General features: G+C 28.7%; 13 protein-coding genes. All 13 read right to left on the bottom strand.

The annotated features are described in order from the left end of the window. Positions 1 to 16: 16 nt before the first annotated feature. The 13 genes from ACR9ES_RS00645 to ACR9ES_RS00705 all read right to left on the bottom strand — a co-directional run bounded on the left by ACR9ES_RS00645 (position 17) and on the right by ACR9ES_RS00705 (position 19,297). Positions 17 to 1,975, bottom strand: a complete 1,959-nt coding sequence (locus tag ACR9ES_RS00645) for a DUF2779 domain-containing protein (protein ID WP_435254701.1) — start codon at positions 1,973 to 1,975, stop codon at positions 17 to 19. A gap of 101 nt (positions 1,976 to 2,076) precedes the next feature. Next, positions 2,077 to 4,017: a DUF262 domain-containing protein gene (locus ACR9ES_RS00650; RefSeq protein ID WP_299002220.1), complete on the bottom strand. Its 1,941-nt coding sequence runs from the start codon at positions 4,015 to 4,017 to the stop codon at positions 2,077 to 2,079. Next, on the bottom strand, positions 4,010 to 5,461 hold the full coding sequence (locus tag ACR9ES_RS00655) for a DUF262 domain-containing protein (protein ID WP_299002218.1): 1,452 nt from the start codon (positions 5,459 to 5,461) through the stop codon (positions 4,010 to 4,012). Before ACR9ES_RS00655 ends, ACR9ES_RS00650 begins: the two co-directional genes overlap by 8 nt. 106 nt (positions 5,462 to 5,567) lie before the next feature. Further along, the gene (locus ACR9ES_RS00660; RefSeq protein ID WP_299002216.1) at positions 5,568 to 5,933 is read right to left on the bottom strand and encodes a hypothetical protein; all 366 of its coding nucleotides are present in this window, start codon (positions 5,931 to 5,933) and stop codon (positions 5,568 to 5,570) included. Between the two features lie 85 nt (positions 5,934 to 6,018). Next, complete coding sequence (locus ACR9ES_RS00665; protein WP_299002214.1) at positions 6,019 to 7,296, bottom strand: DUF2130 domain-containing protein; 1,278 nt, start codon at positions 7,294 to 7,296, stop codon at positions 6,019 to 6,021. A gap of 106 nt (positions 7,297 to 7,402) precedes the next feature. Further along, positions 7,403 to 7,855 carry a WapI family immunity protein gene (locus tag ACR9ES_RS00670; RefSeq protein ID WP_299002212.1) on the bottom strand — a complete coding sequence of 151 codons (453 nt, stop codon included), beginning with the start codon at positions 7,853 to 7,855 and terminating at the stop codon, positions 7,403 to 7,405. Between the two features lie 40 nt (positions 7,856 to 7,895). Further along, positions 7,896 to 8,480, bottom strand: a complete 585-nt coding sequence (locus tag ACR9ES_RS00675) for a hypothetical protein (protein ID WP_299002210.1) — start codon at positions 8,478 to 8,480, stop codon at positions 7,896 to 7,898. A 320-nt stretch (positions 8,481 to 8,800) separates the two neighbouring features. Continuing rightward, positions 8,801 to 11,359, bottom strand: coding sequence for a tetratricopeptide repeat protein (locus ACR9ES_RS00680; protein ID WP_435254702.1), 2,559 nt, complete (start codon positions 11,357 to 11,359; stop codon positions 8,801 to 8,803). A 1-nt stretch (position 11,360) separates the two neighbouring features. After that, entirely contained in the window at positions 11,361 to 13,505 is a 2,145-nt protein-coding gene (locus tag ACR9ES_RS00685; RefSeq protein WP_299002206.1) for an ATP-dependent DNA helicase, read from the bottom strand. Positions 13,506 to 13,541: 36 nt separating this feature from the next. Further along, positions 13,542 to 15,119 (bottom strand): DndE family protein, encoded by a 1,578-nt coding sequence (locus tag ACR9ES_RS00690; RefSeq protein ID WP_299002204.1) that lies wholly within the window; start codon positions 15,117 to 15,119, stop codon positions 13,542 to 13,544. After that, positions 15,109 to 17,211 carry a DNA sulfur modification protein DndD gene (dndD, locus tag ACR9ES_RS00695; RefSeq protein WP_299002202.1) on the bottom strand — a complete coding sequence of 701 codons (2,103 nt, stop codon included), beginning with the start codon at positions 17,209 to 17,211 and terminating at the stop codon, positions 15,109 to 15,111. The genes ACR9ES_RS00690 and dndD overlap by 11 nt, the downstream gene beginning before the upstream one ends. Next, the gene (locus ACR9ES_RS00700; protein ID WP_038505269.1) at positions 17,208 to 17,390 is read right to left on the bottom strand and encodes a DNA modification system-associated small protein; all 183 of its coding nucleotides are present in this window, start codon (positions 17,388 to 17,390) and stop codon (positions 17,208 to 17,210) included. The genes dndD and ACR9ES_RS00700 overlap by 4 nt, the downstream gene beginning before the upstream one ends. Then, the gene (locus tag ACR9ES_RS00705) at positions 17,387 to 19,297 is read right to left on the bottom strand and encodes a sigma factor-like helix-turn-helix DNA-binding protein (RefSeq protein ID WP_299002188.1); all 1,911 of its coding nucleotides are present in this window, start codon (positions 19,295 to 19,297) and stop codon (positions 17,387 to 17,389) included. Before ACR9ES_RS00705 ends, ACR9ES_RS00700 begins: the two co-directional genes overlap by 4 nt. Between the last annotated feature and the right edge of the window lie 257 nt (positions 19,298 to 19,554).

The raw sequence follows: 19,554 nt of genomic DNA on the forward strand, positions 1-19,554 counted from the left end.
ATGTCGTAGAGAAATGTTAATTTATAACTTCCATAAAATACTCGTAGATCATTACCATAGCCAAGGTGTCAAGTTCACAATATTTTAAAAGTCCTTTTTTAATCTCGTTACGCTCTTTACTGCTCATTTCTTGATACTGTAACTTAGCGTAGGCTACTAAAGCAGCACCACCGTTAGCAATTTCATCAAGTTCTGAAATAGTTTGCTCTAATTGTTCATCTGTCCAATTATTAAAGAGAGGAGGAAGTATTTTATATGGATTGATTATTTGATTTTCTTCCATTTTTAAGAAGGTAAAATCATCTGGAAAATTTTTACTGGTTAGGTTAATGTCTTTAATAGGTTTACTGTACTTATTTTGTAAAAATGTACTAGAGTTTAAAGTAGCTGGTAAGACGCTTTTAATGGAGTTTGATCCTTTAGTATAAGGATCGTAGTAATAGTCTTTTACCACTTTCCATAAATCAATCATATCTCTTTCACCAGACCATGTAGATGAACTGTTTCCTGTGTTATGAGATATTGATTTAATAAATTCAAGTAATTCTTCTGTATCAGGTTCATTGCTATTTAAAAGTTGTTTGTAAATAGCATTAACTATAGTGTTTTCATGATTGTGGTATCTAAAAATACTTCCGTTATTACTTTCTAGAGATTTTTTTAAGGCTCTTATAAAATCAAAATTAGGAAACTCTCCAGGTGAGGTGTTTAGGTATTCTGAAAAATGTTCTATACGACCGTCTTCATACACTATGTGATGTGAAAATTGAAAGGCTGTTTGCTCGTAAGGAGTTCTTCCTTTTGTGAAAGGAATTGCCACAGCAGAAGTTTCGAAATCAATAAAGTTTAAAGGGTACGCCCAAGAATTTATTTCATCTCTTAACCCTTCAATTTCTATGTGTGGAGTAGTGTCATTATTGTTTTCTTTTTCTATTTGAATAAGTTGTCTTTCTGAAGTAGATATTTTTCCTGCTTCTAGCTTTAAACTCAAGTCATTTTCGGTAAGTTGATGCATAAAGAATTTTTCTTCTTCATTCATTAATTTTTTGCTACCTCGAAAATTATTTACTTCATAAGTTTTTGGGCTATCTATTTTAATTTCAGAAAGGTTTAATTGATGTGTCCAGCACTCATGAAAACCACTTTTTTGTGATGGAGTAGGAGTGGTATGAAATTCACACCCTTTACAATGATGTCCAATGGGAGTGAAAATTTTTATATCCATTTTATAATGATGTAAATAAAAATTTACCAACTCTTCAAAAGACTTATCTGGATTTAGTGGATTATTTGTATGAATGTGTTCAATCTCTTGATTAATATCTATATAAGCTAGTATAGGCTCACCTAAATCATCAATTGTTAAACTATCAGGTTTAATAATTCCTGTTCTTAAATCTGAGTTTTGAGTAATTCTAAAAAGTTGGTTTAATCCATTAACGGAAGCTATTGCATCTTTATTAGCTAGGTTTAGTTCACATGATATTTTCCAATCAGGATAGCAAAGTTGCATAACATATTTTTGAAATGCTACGTCGTATAAATAAGATGTCCAACCGCCCATCCCTCCACTTTTGTTAAGAAAAGAGTTGTGGCTAGTAGCGTTTATAGATTTAGCTTTTACTTCGATTAATCGAATGTTGTTTCCTTGTTTGTGTAAAATATCTACCCTAATAAATAGATCGTTTATTAAAAATGCAGCTTCAAAAATGGTAATATTTTCTTGTAGAAGTAACTCTTGAGTTTTATCTGCTAAACTTTGATAGTTCCAATCTTCACCTAAAATAGCAATTCCATCAGGAAAATACATTCTAGCTAGCTCTTCTACTTGAAATCCACCTTGCGCCAAACTTTCTAAGAAAGGATCACTGTCCTGAGTGTTTTCATACTCACTTTTTTTTGTGTAATAAAGTTTGGTTGGACAATCTAAAGCCTGTTTAAATCTAGATTTTGTTAGTAGTCTTTGTTTTTTCATAGCAAGTAAAATTTATGAGTATTAATTAAATTATTACTAACGACAATTTATGTCGTAGTTCTCGTATATAATCATATAAGTATGGAATTATATAATTCTATTTAAAAGAAAGTTTTTTCATAATGCATTTTTAATAGGTTAATCATTTCTGATTTATGTTCTTCAATTTCTTTAGGTGTCCATTGATTAGATTGAAAGATGTAGAAAGACTTTAATGTATCATAAGTATGTTTTTTCTCTCCAAACATAGATTTTTTAACACTCACAGATTTATTACTATACTCAGAATTTTGTGCAACGCTTAATAAAACTAAGTTACCAAAGCAATGTAGGTGCTTATTTTCAATTTCCGGGTGTTGTATCCTATTTTCAGGATTTTGTGGATAAATATGTTCAACAGAGTTTCTAGAAGTTATTCTATAATTTTTAAAATTTTTCTCTTCTCTATCTTTCCAGTTTTTCCATAGTATATATTCTAATTTTTGAAACCAATAATGTTTAAAGCCTGTTCCTAAATGCATGTTAAAGTATTCAATATCTAATCTTTGTTGTGTAAACTCATTAGTTTTTAAATACTCAAAAGAAAGCTCCTTTTCACTTTTTCCTCCTCTTGTAGAAATTATATTATCCATTTTTTCTAAATATTCTAAATGGCTATTATTTGTAGGAGCTACATTGTCAAAATCTTGTAGTAAATAATTTAAATAGGGAGTTAGCCAATATTGTCTCAAATAATCACCAGTAAAATACAACATACTTTGTAGCATAAGATTACTAGAAGGTTCGTATTTAGTTCTAGAATAATATCCATCAGTATTTGAGTTAATATTCATAAGCTCAAGTTGCTCAGTCTTGTTTTCAATATTAGTAACCCATTTTATAATATAAATGTCAAAAACAAAACGAACCTTCCAAAGCAGTTTAAAAAAACGTTTTATTTCTTCTGTATTATTTCTTTTAATCATTTCGTTAAAAATGGCAATACAGTTTTTACTATGAAACTCTTCCGAAAAGTCTGTTTTTCCTTCTTTAAATAAATGAATACGGTAGATGTGTAGTAGTAACTGACTAAAGTTAATAATTGAACGACAATAAACTTCATTTTCGTTAATTTCTTCAGTTTGGTTACTTTTTATGTCTGTATTAATATTTACAGTTTCATAATCATGTTCTAATAAATCATCAATACTAAATATATCTTTTGGATTTGTTACAATAACATCTTCATTATGTTGAAACAAATTATCATTAAAATCAAAAGGTTTTTTAAAATTAAACGATTTCCAATTCGGAAAAGCTTGTCGAACATTTCTTTCAAAATAGTTATTCATGTTTTCACAACTCTCCCATATTCTGCTAAATTTAATTTTTTCATCTTTTATAAGATTTAATAAACGAGCTTTAATAATGTCGGTTTGTTCTAATTGAATTCCAGCACTGTTAATAGTAGTAAATAGCTTGTTTAAATCTGTATTTGTAGGGGTGGTATTTTTTATCAGTTTTACATTCGTATATATGTAATTACCAAATTCATTTAAATTGTAGTCTTCTGATAATTGTAAAAAATACCCTTTTATTGTTGATAATGCTTCAGCTATATTTTCAAGATAAGGATGTTTTTTTATAAAGTGTTCATTTAAGAATTTACTAGTACTTTCTTTTTTAAGTAAAGCTTTGAGATAATTTTTAATTTCGTCTCGAATTTCAAAAGAAAGTCTCAATTCATCTCCTTTTTTTAAAAAAGTACTAATTTCTGAATTGTTTGAAGTCATTTCAGATAAAACTAAAGCTATCAACCAAAGAGTGGTAAAACGTTGCTGTCCATCAATTAGTTCAGCTTTATCACCAACTTCTTTTGTAAGAAAAGTACTGATGTAGTAAATACTTTCTTTATTTGTAGTGAAAGAAAGTAAAACATCGTCTAAAAGCTTTTTTATTTGTTCCTCGCCCCAAACATAAGGTCTTTGATAGGTAGGAATTATAAAACTATAATTATTTAAAGTACTTAGGCTTACAATTTTTGTAGTGAATTTATTAAGCATAGTTAGTCTTTATTTTAGAGTGAATTCCTTTTAATAAATCTTTGTCAAATTGATTTAAATTAGTGGTGTAATATGATATTGTATTTATGGTATTTTTACCAAAATAGGCTTTAATACAGTTAATATGACGTCCCTTAGCGTAATTTTCCTCCATATTGTTAGGGTTCAACTCATACTTGTATTTAGTTAAATGATTAAATAATTGCTGTGGTGTATAAGATTCCACTATATGATTGATAATCATAGTTTCACGAGCATATTTAAAAATACTTTTTTCAACTACATTTCTATTCATTGTTAATCGCATTGAATATATTGCTCTGAATAACCATAAGCTAGCTTCAAATAGTTTGTAAAAACCAAATCGACTAACATAACACATAAGCACTATTTGGTAAAATTCCTTTAAAAACACGGAGCCATAATTTTTATCGATTAAAGCTTCACGAAGCTCATAAAATTCTTGAGAGGCTCTATGGTCATTTTGTTCAAATAAAATTTGATATAAATCAATGTACTCTGTAATATAGTCAAGTGTGTTGTTTCCGTCAGATAAAGGTTGTCTTATTTGTTTATAGTCGCTCTCTTGTAATTGATACTTTTTGTCTCCTTCATTTTTTATTACGCTATAGTGATACGATAGATTTTCATCATCGTTATGTGTAAGAAGCGTAAACTCTTCTATTAAGGATTGTTTTAGTTCTCTTTTATTTCTAAATGAAGGGAAATCTCTCCACAATTTGCTATCCCAATACCTTGCTTTGGTTAGTAATGCCGTTATGCTTTCTACTTTATTACTTGAGATTGCTTCCCATTTGCGAGCCTGAAAGTTTACTATGCGATTATCTTGTATGGCTCTTAAATGATGAGCTTTAATTATATGACTTCCTTTTAGACGAACTCCACCGGTGTTTTGCGTTTCAAAAAATGTATAGGCTAAATCTTCTGTATTAGTTACGACAAGAGTGATGTTGATTTTAGTAAAATCTAAGTGTATTAAAGATTCTTCATCATTCAGTTGTTTTAGGTACTGATAATTTGCTTTAATATTGCGAATACTTATTCCAGAGGTATAGTTAATACCACTTTTTTTATGTGGAGCAATAATCTTTCTTAAAATTAAAGCGGTGGTAAGGCGTTGCTGACCATCAATAATATTAAGTTTTTGATCATTTTGATGTAAGATAATGCTTCCTAGATAATACATAGGTTTATCATCTTCTTGCTTATTTAGATGTTCTCTCCAGCCTCCTAAAATTTGATTGATTTGTTTTTGTTGCCAAACATAAGGTCTTTGATATTCTGGAATACTTAACTTGCCAGACAAACCTTTTACTTGGTCTGTAAATAAGTCTTCGAGTGTGCAGCTATATACTCTTACATCTGTATTAGCTCTTATGTTTTTTTGTTCTTCTACAAAACTTTTAATTAACACGTTTTCCATCTATACAGTTTTTATTTTCTATTACAACACTATTTATTAAACTACTTTTATATTCTTGCTGTGTTTTTATTCATTATGTGAGTAGTAGTCTAAAAAATAAGAGAGCTTAATCGCTCCCATATATACTGTCAAAATTCATAGACTCTTCATCAAAATCGTCATCATGCCTGTCAGGAAACATTATATCTAATTCTATGTCATTATTAATAGTTTCTTTGTTTCTAATAAAGTTTTCAATTTCTCTTTTAAATAATGATAATTTTTCAATTTCAATAGAGGCAGGAATATCTATATCAGGGCAATAATTGTAGTTGGGATGCCTTTCTGCTTGTTCTTCTAAATATTGAAGATCACCATTTATTTGTTCTATTAAATCATAAAAATCTCTTGGTTCATAATCATTTTCATTTAAAGAGGCTTTTTCTTTTAGATTGTAGAAATCTTTTTTATAAGTATCTGTATAACCTTTCATTCTATTTTGTTTTTGAAGTTAAAATAACCTGATAGTACGTCAATTAGTGACGTACTACTGTATGTTTCATAAGTAGTAAAGTAGTTTATTCTCTTTCCTCCCTAGCTTCATCAAATTTAGCCTTCATTGTCGGATTTCCATACGTCAATTTTTTAATGGTTAATCCGTCTGCTTTTTGATTTGCAAGCCTTAATTGATTTCCTGATGTTCTTAATTCTTGTTTTACTTTTTCCATTCTCGCAATGGATTTATCAATTTCTTCAATTGCTTTCTCAAAATGGTTTGCTGCAGATAAATAGTTTTTCGCAAAACCTTCTCTAAACTTAATTATTTTATCTTCAAAATTTGTAATGTCAATATTTTGATTTCTTATTAAGTTTAATTCTTGCTTGTATTTTAAAGAGTTCATCGCTGCATTACGAAGAAGCGTAATTATAGGAATGAAGAATTGTGGTCTAATAACATACATTTTCTCAAACCTATGAGATACATCTACAATTCCATTATTGTAATATTCATTTTCCGACTCTAACAACGATACTAAAACCGCATATTCACACTTTTTCTCTTTACGGTCTTTGTCAAGTTTCTGAAAGAAGTCTTCATTTTTTTTCTTGGTAGCAGTTTCATCATTTTCATTTTTCATTTCAAACATTATTGAAATGATTTCGTTTTCATCGTCATCGGTTTCTCTGTAAATATAATCTCCTTTTGTTCCATTACTCGAATCATTATCTTTTTCAAAATATGCTTTTTGAAATGCAGTTGCTCGGAGTTTATTAAATTCAATTTCGCAGTGTTGCTCCAAGGTTTCACCAACCATTTTAGTTGAAAGTTTTTGTTTGAAATCCTTTAGTCTTGTAATTTCATCATCTTTCATTTTAATAGTTTCTTCCTTAACAGCAAGTTTATTATTGAATTGTTCTGTTATCGATTTTTCAAGGAGCTCTTTTTCTGTATCTTTTATTTTTAAATCGTTCTCTAAACTGTCTCTTTGTTTTTCAATTTGTCTAATCGCTTCAGAAACTGCTAATTTTTTCTCAGACTCAGCATTTAGAATTTTAGATTTCAATTCCACCAATTCAGTTTCTTTCTCTGATAGCTTTTGGGCTAGTTCTGTTTCACTCTTAGCTTTTAATTCGGTTAGTTGTTTATCTTTTTCGGCAAGTTGTTCTTGTAAAGCATTTTTTATAGTTGCTTCTGCAAGTTTGATGGCACTTTCCTTATCTTTTTTAGCTAAATCAAGTCTGTTTTTTAATTCTTCCTCAAACTGATGGTCGCGTACTTGTTTTAAAATATCGGCATATCCTGCTTCATCTACTTTAAAAGCTTTTTTACAATTTGGACAGATTATTTCATTCATAGTTTATTTTTTTAATTGATTAAAATACACCAACAAATTCCTGGTAAAAATTAAGCTGCGGAAAAGTTAGTAATTATAGTTGTCAAAAGCTTTATGTTTGCTTTTTTTATTCGGTAGCTCTTTCTGGAAAGGATTCTAGTTGTTTTGTTAGTTCTTTAACCACTCTTTTCAACTCCTCATTATCCATTTCACAATCAACAAAATATTTCTTTGAATTATCTGGATTTTTTGGTCGAAGTTCCATGTCAAATGTAATTCGAACAGTTTTTAAATCCGATTGGTTTTTTATTAATTGAAATTCCAAATTAGGCTCCATAAACCAAAGCGAATCAGAATCGATTTGATTGTTGTTTGAGAGCTTTTCAAACCATTCTACAATCTCTTTTAAATCACTGACTAAAAGAGAAGGGTCAGTCGCTTCCCAATCACCAAAATTGCTTTTGACTTTTACAAAAACCATTAACCAATTTGAGTCATAACCACAGTCTGTTATTTCAGGAAATTGATAATTCGTTATTTTAAATTCAATAGATTGATTGTTTATTCCTTTAAATAGCATATAATTAGTTTTTTATATATGGTTTTGTTGCCAATAGTTTTTAGTCATTTCCATAATTCATTATTAGTAAACTGTCAGAATTTTCAAGTGTTGAAACTACCGTAAAAAAATAGTCATACCAGTTTATTTCATACAGCTTCTCTTTGTCAATATTTTCAGCATCTAAAAAATAATAAGTTCTTTCTTTTGCCGAATTATTTTTCAATTCCGCTAACGCTATTTGATGAAACTCTTGAAATGCTTCTACACGTTGATTCCAATTTTCATCAGTCCATTCCATTATGTAGGTTTGTATTTTTGTCAGATACGATTTGAAGTCCAATTTGATAAAATCGGATGAACTTAGTTTATTTTTTAAAATAGGTCCGTAAAGTTCAATTTGCTCATTTTCGTCAACTTTATAAATACCAACCATTTCGACATATGAAGTCAGTTGGTCGAGTTGTCTTTGAGTTTCATTTTTTTGTTGTTCTGTTGAAAAATATTTTTTATTCAAAAGATCAGATTGAATAATACAATCTAAAGTCGGGTTTTTTATTTCCGACTTAAATTTATTTAGTGCAAAAAATCCCTTTTCAGGATTATCTTCAAATCTATGATTGATATGTTGAAATTCGTTTTTCATATTATTAGAAATGGTCTAGTATAAGAATAGTAGCGGATTAATAATTACCAACTTTTCAGTTTAGCACTAACCTTTGTTTTAATTTATAGATAAAATAAATGAAATGTACGACAAACTGTGTCGTAGTATATTAAAACACTTTATTTTTATTGAAAAGACCTAAAAATACTAAAAACTAGTTAATATATAATTATGGATTTCCTTAATTATATAATTGTAGATTTATAAAAAATAATTTTGAATAACTGGGCTAGTACCTTTCATAAGGTACGTTGTTGTATTTTAATACTTTATTTTCTATTCTGGAAGTATCGTTGGTATTATATTTCTTCAATTTCTGTTACTTTCCATTTATCTCCTGCATAAATTGCTGTTGCCTTAACTCTACAGTCATCTATAATTTGATGTTTTTCTATAAGATATTTAGGCACGTAATAATCACCAATAAAAGCAAAGTCGGGTATTTCTTCATCGTAATTATAGTTCTTATACTTTACTTCTAATAGACCTGTAATATCCTTTCTCAAATTGGGGTTGACTTCTTTTGTAAGCTCAATATTCAATACTTTTACTCTTAATTTTCTGTCTTTTCCCATTTTTGAGGCATAAGAAAGTTTAATAAAATCGCCTTCTTTTGGTCTTAGGTTTGTATCTGCATATTTGACAATTCCTTGCAATTTGGAAGAAATGACAAAATGAAATAATTGTTTTTGTTCATTCATTCCGTCAACGATTGCAATTTCTGTTTGGAATTTTGAAAGAACAGAATCTTTGCTAATTTTCTGAATGTTTCGTAATTCTGTTCTGTTTTCGTCTTTTACCTTTTTGATGTAACTTTTTGCTGTTATAAAATCGCCAATTTGTAATTCACTTTTTATTTGAGGGAAAAATACTTCTTTGTTATCCGTTGTAATTACGTGAATCATGTTTTTCTCCTTGTTGATGTAATCAACAACCGCAAAAGTGTCATTCAGTATTTCCCAATATTGTTTTTCTGTTTTGTTAACAATGAGAGGAATATATTTGTATTCTGTAATGATATTGTTACTAAGCCAAGAAAAGTTGTTTTCAATTTCTTTTTTAATTTCCTGCTTGTGAAGTTTGAATTTGAAAATCTGACCTAATTTAGAATGCTTTAAAACTTCAAAACGATTTTTTCCAATAGAAAACTCTATTGTTTCTCCGTTAGTAAAAGTCAAACGTTCTTTGCCCTTTTTGTCTTTCCAATTATCCGCTAAAACAACTTCTGTCCAATCAAAATCAGCATAAGCAAAGTTTTCAGCAAAAGGAATGTATTTTTTGTATAGTTCCCGATTGTCTTTAAGGCTTTGCTTAACTGAACTTGCTTTTTTGTGTAATTCATCAAAAATTGATGACAATTTCCATCCTTTTATTTCACGATGTTTTTTGTATGCTTCAAGTTCTACAAGTGCGTTTTCTAACAGATTTTCGTCAATCATGACTTTTGCTAAATTCAAATGGATGTCGCCCAAAAAATCTTCGTTTTTTTCTAACCTTAATGCTTTTGACAACATTCCTATTTTTAAAGAATTGTCTGAAACAATACAATCTGAAAACTCTTGCCAAACATAATGTTTGTTTGCAAGTTCCAAAACAAGTTGTTTGTATATTTTGATTGCTAATTCTAATTCATTGTTTTTGAAATGTAGTAAGGCTTTTTCTCTCAATAACCATTCATCATCAGGAAATAATTTGATTGCAGTTTCATAGGGTTTGATTAGCCAAGATAAATCTTGTTCAGATGTTTGAGTTTTCAGAATTTCAAAAGTCTTTTTTATTGCCTTTGTTGCTAATGGTTTATATGTGTTTTCGTCTTTCTTGGTTTTTTTCCAATCGTCAGTTCTTAAATTCTCGGGATTCCAATTTTTAAAGAAATTCAGAAAACGCCAATCGTCATTTTCTTTCATAAACCTTTCGGCAAGATTTAGAATTTCGGAATGCCATTTTGATTGTCCGTATTTGGAATAATTGTTATTGTATTGCTCAAATAAATTCCACAAGTCGGAAAATCTGTTTTCTCTGTGAGTATTAAAAATGTTCCAAAAAATAGTTTCTCTGAAAAAGTCTATAACAGTTTCTTTGTCAAGGCCAATATTGTTTAAAACTTCCTCAATATCTAATTCCGTATTTGAGTTTACAAATTCTTTACAAATTCTTGAAATTAGTGACGGAATATTGTCTCCATTTTGATTTGTTCCATCGTGTAAGTCTTCATAACGCAAGTTTTTAGGATTCCATAAAAGGAAAAAGTTGTAAAATTTAAAGTCGCTGTGATTTTTTGAATAGTTTAAAGCAAAATTCAAAATCATAGAATGAAGCATAGACGGTCTTTCATTCTTTAAGTTCATATAATCTCTCAAAAACGTTCGCACTTCAACAGATGAAAGATTGCTTTTTTCTGCTTTAATGTATCGGTAAATTATCCAACCATAAGATTCGTGATGCAATTCTGTAAGCTGGTTTTGAGAAATTAGGTTTTTGCAAATAGCTAATGCTTCTTGATGTTTCCCGTTTTTACTTAATTCTTCAGCTTTATGAATTTCCGAATAATTAGTGTCAATTTTTGGACGAAGATTTTTTTTTTGATTTTCAATTATCTCATCTTCATAACCTTGAAAATCTATTGCGTTCAGTTCTCTGTAATAAGTTCCTGCTTGATTTAAGTTATTGACTGCTATGTAGTGTTTACATAAATCTATGAGAACCCAGGCTAATGCTTTTTGAGTCCATTCGTCTGAACTATCTTCTAAATATAATTGTCGTGAAATGTTTAAAGCACTGGTTAGCTTATTCAGTTTTTCAACTCCTGATAAATACTTTGCTTCATTTCGTAATTCAAAAACGGTTTTAGAATCCATATCAAGAAATTTTTTCTAATAAGAGTTCATTAATTTCCTCAACTAAACCTGTCGTGTGATTCCTGTCAATGTCAATTCTTGTAAATCTGCATTGTCCATTGTAATAAAATCGATAAACTGCATTAAATCCATCTCGCTGGAATGTATAAACCTCTTGATAATTATGGTGGTCTATTTTTACTATACTGATATTTTTTTCAGCTACCTGTTTTTTTCTTAATTCGTAATGTTCACGCAAAAATTCCTGCTCAAACTCAAATTTTATTTCTTCTGCTTCAGGTTCTGCAACTATAATTATCTTGTTTTGAATTTTAGCAAGCTTCGTATAAATATTTTCAGAAAATTCTGTTGAATTTATAGGTTTTTGTATGATTGTAATTTTATTATGGCTGTTGTAGTTGATTTTGAAAGCAGCTACTTCATTTCCTTGTGAAAAAGTATAATGTTCCAAATAATTTGTGTGGCGGATGTCACTGATGTTTATATTTTCATCTTTCAAACATTCACTAATTGTAAGGTAAATGTGTTTTACGAATTTTGTTTGATTTGAAAAATCAAATGGCAATTCTATTTCCGCAATTTCTGTGTTTAACGCAATAATATCTTCTCTTGGTATTATGTTTTCAATTTTTGGTGGCTGAACATTGCTTGCAATACTAAAATGCGGTTCGTCAAGTGTAAATAAGTTTTCTTTTGCCCTTGTGATTCCTGTGTAAAGCCAACGGAAATAAGATGAATTGAAATAACCCATTGAAGTTTTGCAATTCAAAAATGTATTTTCCCATTCTCCACCTTGTGCTTTATGACAAGTAATTGCGTAACCAAATTTAATGCGTAAGGCATTAAAATATTTATCGCTACGCAAAGCATCTTTAAATGGCTGTGTTCCGGATTTTAAATTTTTGTTGCGGATTTTGAAATCAATATAAAGTGCTTTCAATTCGTCTGAACTCAAATCTCTTTGATGAGAGTAAAGCAAGTTTTCTATGATTTTACATTCAATGTCGTGTTTCTTAAAATCTTCGTCTGTGAAAGTAATAGTAACGCTCCGAAAAGTTAATGGAACATTTATTTCTTCAACTACGTTTTTGCTGTTTTTCTGTTTTAGTGGAATTGTTCGACTTTCAGTTGTTGTTGAAACTTCTACAACAAAACCAATATCTCCATTTAGCAATTCCATTTGGGGATAATTGTAGTTATTGCTCAATAAAATTATTTTGTCGCCAACCGTAATTGTTTTTTGATTTGGGAAAAAATGATCTCTCACAAAGTCGTTGTAACCTTTTACGGCTGAATTTGAATAAGCAACAATTATTGTTTCTTCGTCTATCGTGTTGTTACAGGCTTGTAAATATTTCGGCAACAACTCTTCATATTTTGTTTTGTTGATGTCTTTAAAATCTGTTTTAATGTCAAGTTGATTGAAAATGTTTTCTTTTAAAGATTTGCGAATTTTTGTAGCGTTGTGAAGTATTCCACTATCTGCTTTTTGTCTTACAACTTCGGTCAATTCAAATTCGTTTGAAACAAGTCCGCAATTTTCTTGCAAGTATTTCCCGTCAAGTGCAGGTGAAAAATTCATGTTTACAGGTGGTAACTGTGCGTTGTCACCAATAAATATTATTTTCTTGTTGTAATCGTTGTTATCAAAGTTGATGTGCTTGATAAGGTCTTGAAGCAAAAAGCCCGAACCAAATCTGAAAAATTCGCCTTCCGAATATACATTCGAAATCATTGAAGATTCGTCAATAATATAAACCGTATTTGTTGGGTTTTCATTTTTCCTGATTTCAAAATAAAATTTGAAAGTTTCTGTTCCGTCTTCGTCTTTGGTTTTAAACTCTTTGAGTTCTTTGCTTGAATAAATTGTTCTGTGAATAGTACAAGCCTTGTGTTTGGTCTTTTGAGAAATAACTTTTGCTGCTCGTCCTGTCGGTGCAGCAATAACAAAGTTTCTTTTGCTTTGCAGAAGAAAATCTGTAAGACCTTTCATTAAAAATGTTTTTCCTGTTCCTGCGTAACCTTTCAATAAAAAGCAAGGTGTCTGGTCGGAAAGGAACTTTTCTAATTCGTCAATAAGAGAACTTTGTCCTGATGTAAGCGTATATTTTGAAAAAGTATCTTTTAGTGTAATTCTTTCTTGCATTTTATTTCAGTTCAGAGCGTTGTTTGTGGGGTTGGCTTATTTGTTTTCTTCCTTTTTTGTTTTCCACCACTGTCTTAATTCAATCATTTTTGGTTCGCCAATATTTATAAGCCCTTTTCCTGATTCAAGTTTTTTAATTTCAGTTTCTAATTTGTATTTACTGCTTGGTGTACCAACAAAATTACTAATAGCTTTATAGTCCTTATTTTGAACATTCAAACAAATAGGAAGTTTTACTTGTGAAGCAAAATCAAAGTCCTTTGTTTTATAATCTTCAACTCCTTGTGAAAGCATAACGATAATAACACCTTTTGACCTTAATAGTCTCAAAAGTTCCTCAAGCGCCTTTCTGGCATTTTTATTTTTTAAGTATATATGAGCTTCATCAATTACAATTACATAACGTAATGGAAAAATATGGTCTTTTGGTTCGCAATCATTTGTAGAACTAAAATAAGAATTGAAATATCTCAATAATAAAAATACAACTAGCTGTCTTAAAGTGTCAGATAAAGCAGGTGGAAGATTAAGATATAAACTTTTATCTAAAATGTTTGGATTATTCGGGTTACAATTAAATATGTTTGTGGACAAATCACGAATGATTGAATATAATGTGTCTTGCCTAATATTGTTTTCCTCATAGTAATTTTCTAATTCCTCAAATAATTCTAAAATAGTAGGATATCCACCATTTTTACTGTCTAATAAATCATTAATTAGAGTAATTAAAATATTCTCTTGGCTGACGCCCATTCTAGGAACGAAAGTAGATATTGTATCAACAAAAGCCCTTATGCTAAAAGGTCTCTGTCTTTCGTCAAGATTTATAGATAAAAATGGGTTAAATTCAATACCACTATCATTTACAATATCAACAAACTCACATTTTGTAGCATCCAGAAAAGGTTTTAATTGCTCTGGGTTTCCTTCTCCTTTGTAATCAAAGAAGATAAACTTCAGTTCATTACTGGTGTTTTTAGAAATTTGATATAAAATATCTTTCATTAATTGCGTTTTTCCAGAACCTGCCATTCCAGCTATTGCAATGTTTCTATTGTCAAATTCTCTTAAATCATTAATTTTTATAACAACATTTTCGCCTTCTTCTGTTTGGCCTAATTCAAAAGTTAAAAGGTCTTTAAACTCTTTGACATTAATGTTTTTTGAGGAAATGTTTGTTTTAACAACGTTTTTCCTTAAATCCAGTCCACTTTTAACAACTTTTAAAAGAATATCAATGTGGTCACCTTTAGAAATGTTAGCTTTTTCAATTTTACTATTCCAAATTTCTAATCCGTGATTTAGATGAAGCTTAAACAGTTTTATAAATTCATCTTCAAATGTATTTCTGCCATAATGTTGGTCAAGAATAGATTTAAAAATTATTGTATTTGAACCATTTCCTATGACAGTACCAAAAATTGCTTTATCATCTCTAAATTCTTTACCATCAGAGCTTGGAATAATATCATTTTCAATGTCAAATATTTTACCTGATAGCAAACTATTGGAAAATGCAATACGAGGAACTATTCCGTCATTTTTAAAATTGTATAAGGTTTTTAACTTATATAATAATTCGTCATTTTCTTTGCTTATTTTAATTCTCATAACCTTGGAAATAACCTGTTTTTAAATTTGTGTTTGCCCCATCATTAAATAATAAATAGGATTTAGAAATATTTGCTGAAATGTCTTTATGCCGTTTAGGTGTAATCTCACTATTTGTAGAGAATAATACAACTTGTTCAGATAGAGCAGGATAATATTTTTTAGTAATATTATCTCTATGTTCTTCATCAAGCCTTCCAAGAGGCGTATCTATAAATATTGGTAAACTTTGTATTGATTCGTTCAAGATTGCTTTTATTAAGCAAGAAATATAAATTTGTTTTTCTCCAGAAGACAAACTCTCTTTTCTAATTTCATTATCGTCTTGGTCCAAAAGAGTTATTTTCATTCCTTGGCCAGATGCTAAAATGGTAACTTTTACATCTTCAATAAACTTGCTACTATTTTCTTCGCTTCCAAGTTTGTGCATTAATATTTTTAGCTCGCTTAAAATTGTTTTTTCAAGACTGTCTTTATGTTTGTTTTTCTGTTCTTCGAGGAATAAATTTAAAACGTTAATGTACTTCTGACTTTCTTTAATTTTAATTTTGTTTTGGGCATTAACATCAACCTTTTTAACTAATACAGACAATTGTTGATTCAGTCTTACTATGTCACCTTTAAGTTTGTTTATTTGCTGATTATTCTCTCCAATTTTTCTGTTATTTTCTGTGATATTATAATCTGCTGTTTCTTTTTTTGATGAATAGTCTAAAATTAACTCATCTTCCATATCAGCATCAACTTTGCTTAACGTTTTGTTTAATTCTGAAAGTTTGATTCTTGTCTTGTTGAATTCTTCAATTGTAGTTTCGAATAAGTCTTTTGATTGAGAACTTACAAGATTAATCGCATCATAGATTAAGCTTTTTTCAGAATTGTTTAAATCGTGTTCAAATTCTAAATCCAGATAATCTCCATTAGAGGTAAACAATTCTGAACCTAAATTTTTGGCCTTATCGTAATAAAAAAGCTTGTCCTTGAATGACATAGTAGAATTTTCAGGTTCAGGTGGTTTGTTAAAAAGTAGTTCAATAAAATTCTCAATTTTTTCAGCGTTTTCTTTTGAAGAGTTTTGAGATATTGAGTTTTTCTCTTGAATTTCAAGATGTTCGCTTACTTCTTCAAGTTTTCCTGTCAAAATAGCTAACGGAATTATTTCGCTTAATTCATTGAATTTTTCAGATAGTTCAAATTCCTTTGCTTTAAGCTTTTCTATTTCAGATAAAATTGAGTTTCTGTCAAATGTCGAATTCCCTAGTTTACTGTGTTGCGATATGAGGTTATCGTATTGTCTTATGGTTTTCTTTAAATCATCAATCTCTTTAAGTTTTTCAGCATTTTCTTCTTCAAGCTTTTCAATATCGATTTTAGAGAGTTCAATTGCTTTTTCTTTATCAACTATTTGTTCTTGTAAGTTTTTTGTCGCTCCTTCTTTTTTCAAGGTATTAATGTAAAACTCTATATCTTCAATTAGAGTGTCGTATGTATCAAGACCTAATATTTTGCCTAATGCATCATTTATAAAACTACCTTCTTCCTTAATAGATAAATTTGCTATTTCAGAGATTTTTTCAGCATCAAAAAAAACAAATTTTGCAGCATCGATTGGGATTATATAATCATTGATGAAATTAATTTTATCAGCTTCATCATCAAAGATTTCCATATTTGAATTAGTATCTGAAATAGAAAGTGTTTCGTTCATACTAGTAACATTAAATGTTCTGGTTATGATAACACTATTAGAGTTTGAATTTAGTTTATTCAATACAGGCAACTCTATTTCTGAAACTTCGATACTAACTGAAAAAGTATCTTTACTTTCTCTTTTTGCTGTCCAATTTATAGACTGTTGCATAAAAGATGAATAGTTTTTTTCTTTCTGAATTTCCTTTTTGAAGTTATCATCAATTTGTGAGATTTTTTCACCATAAAGACACCAAACTATTGATAGCAAGAAATTTGTTTTACCATAACCATTTCTACCACCAATAACTACAATGTTTTGGTTGGTATTAGTTGATAAATCAATATTTACAGCGTTGTAATATTGCCTGAAATTGTTAATTTTTATATTCGAGAACTTCATTTTATTGCTTTTTCAATGACATCATTAATTTTTTGCTGATGATAATTATTTCTTTTCAGCAATTTTTTTGTTTTAACTGAATCCAATAAGGTTTCAATAGATTCAAAATTGACTTCTTTATCATTGCAAATCTCTTTGAGTCTTTGATTTTGCAATAGTTTAGTTTCTTTTATTTTCATAAATTAATATTTAATGAGGTTAAAATATTTTTGGTTTCTTTATTAGTCAAATCGTAATTTTTATTTAAAAAATCACTCATTTGATTTATATCTGTTATTTGCTGCTTTTTTATTTTTCCTTTAATTGTTTTGCCTAACTGAATAGGTAAATTTCTATATTTCTCTAAATCGTAACTATTCTTCTGACTAGCCAAACCAATAAACTTTTGATTAAATATTATAAATGAATTATTAGGGTCTAGTTTTAAGTTTGTTATAATATTTCTTTCGTTGGTTTTTTCTCTGTATTTATGAATTTCGGTAAGAATTTCAGTTATGTGTAAAGGTGTTTTAGAATTTTCTAATAATTCAGTGATAATATCTTTTATAGTACCTCCTTTTATATCATTTCTTGTTTTTTCCCATTTTTTCAGACCAAACGTGCTGCTTCTTCCAAAATATATTATTTCATTACTACGTTGACAGCTACCACGTAATGCTTCTTCACTTTTTGTAGCCTCTGGATAATTACGATTAATCCAATTATATATTTCATTTAATTTTGATGGTTCTCCTAAATGCTCTAGAGCTTCTATAATGTACTCAGGTACCTGTTTATGAGTATTTCTCTGGAATATTATATTGTCATTTAAATCTAGAAACAAATTGAACTCATCATTTATGATTTTTTCAGCAACTGGAAGACTAATATTTAAAATAGAATAGTTATTGTTTACAAGGAACTTAAAGAGATAGCTTTTAAAGTTAAAAAAGTAAGTTTCTTCAATTCTATCATTTAACCTTTTATCAACGTCATCAGCCATTGAAATAAAGTTGACTTCATTTGCAATTTTTGAGTTTATTAGATAAAAGTTTTTCCAATTGTGTTTTTTACGAGAATTAACATATGTGGGTTGAAGTATATCTTCAATATCTCCAATCAAGTTATATTTATTAAATAAATATACATATACTGTATATGAGATGAATTCTTTTGAAAAGTTTGTTTTGTTACTATTGTTTATTTTAAAAATAATGTCATCATCGATTTCCAAATGGTGATTTTCAATATCTAAGCCATATTTTTGATGTAAATCATCATTGAAATTTTGTATGAATAAAAGTTTATTAAAAAGATTGTCAATGCATAATTTTCGTATTTGTCTCACTCTTTCTCTTGTTAAGTTTACTTTTTCCGCAATATCATCAAGGGTTAGTTCTTTCTGATTTTGATATATTTTTAAAGCTTTTTTTATTATATCTGTTTGAGTTTCATCAAATAGAACATTCTGATTTAATAAAAAATCAGTTAGTAAGAAAATTGATTCTGTCTCAAGTATTTCTTTTGGAATTTTTGAGATAGAAAAAGTACGTTGAATTAAAAAATTATTCTTTAATGAAATTAAATATTTTTCTTCTTTGGATTTACTTACGTCCTTTACAAAATCTTTTATAATACTTAAATAAAGTTCAATTTCAGGAATTGATTTAGCACCAACGTTTTTCCAATGTTTAATATCTACAGAATTAAAAAATACTTTTTCAGCAAAGTTTTTAATTGTAAAATTATTTTTTAAACGAAGTGATACTGCGTTTTTGCTTCTTACAGATAGACTATTAGTGTTCACAAGAATGAAGCTATTTATAACATCTCTTTGAACTCTTGTTAGATTTGATATTATTGTTTTAAACTGAAAACCTTCTTTGATTTCAACTTCGGGATTTAAGAAGTTTTCTACTTGATATTTGTTACAGATTTCGATTAATTCTTCATTAGATTTCCTACCGCAATTTTGAAGTTTATCGAAAGATTTATGTTCGAAGTAATATTCTTTTAAATCTTTAATTGAATTAAATTTATTGTATTTACAAACGTGATATGTCCTAATACTTATTTCATTTTTTTTATAAATTTCATCTATTGTCATTCTTCTTTTAAATCAGTTTTTTGGCGGATTCTAAAAATAAAGTTAGTTTACTTAACTATTTTACGGTTTTCCTCTTTTTCTTCAGATCTAGGAGGGACAGTTCTTTTGTTTTTTAGGTTTAGCTTTTATGTAAATAAAATGCAAACGAGTTATTAGTACGTTCCATCAATACCTGATTTAATATGCATTTTTAGAGTCTAGCAATTTTTTTCATCAATAAAACAAGTTAAACATAGCAAGTTAACTGGCATAAATAT

This window comes from Tenacibaculum sp. A30 (assembly GCF_051200845.1).
Taxonomy (GTDB): domain Bacteria; phylum Bacteroidota; class Bacteroidia; order Flavobacteriales; family Flavobacteriaceae; genus Polaribacter.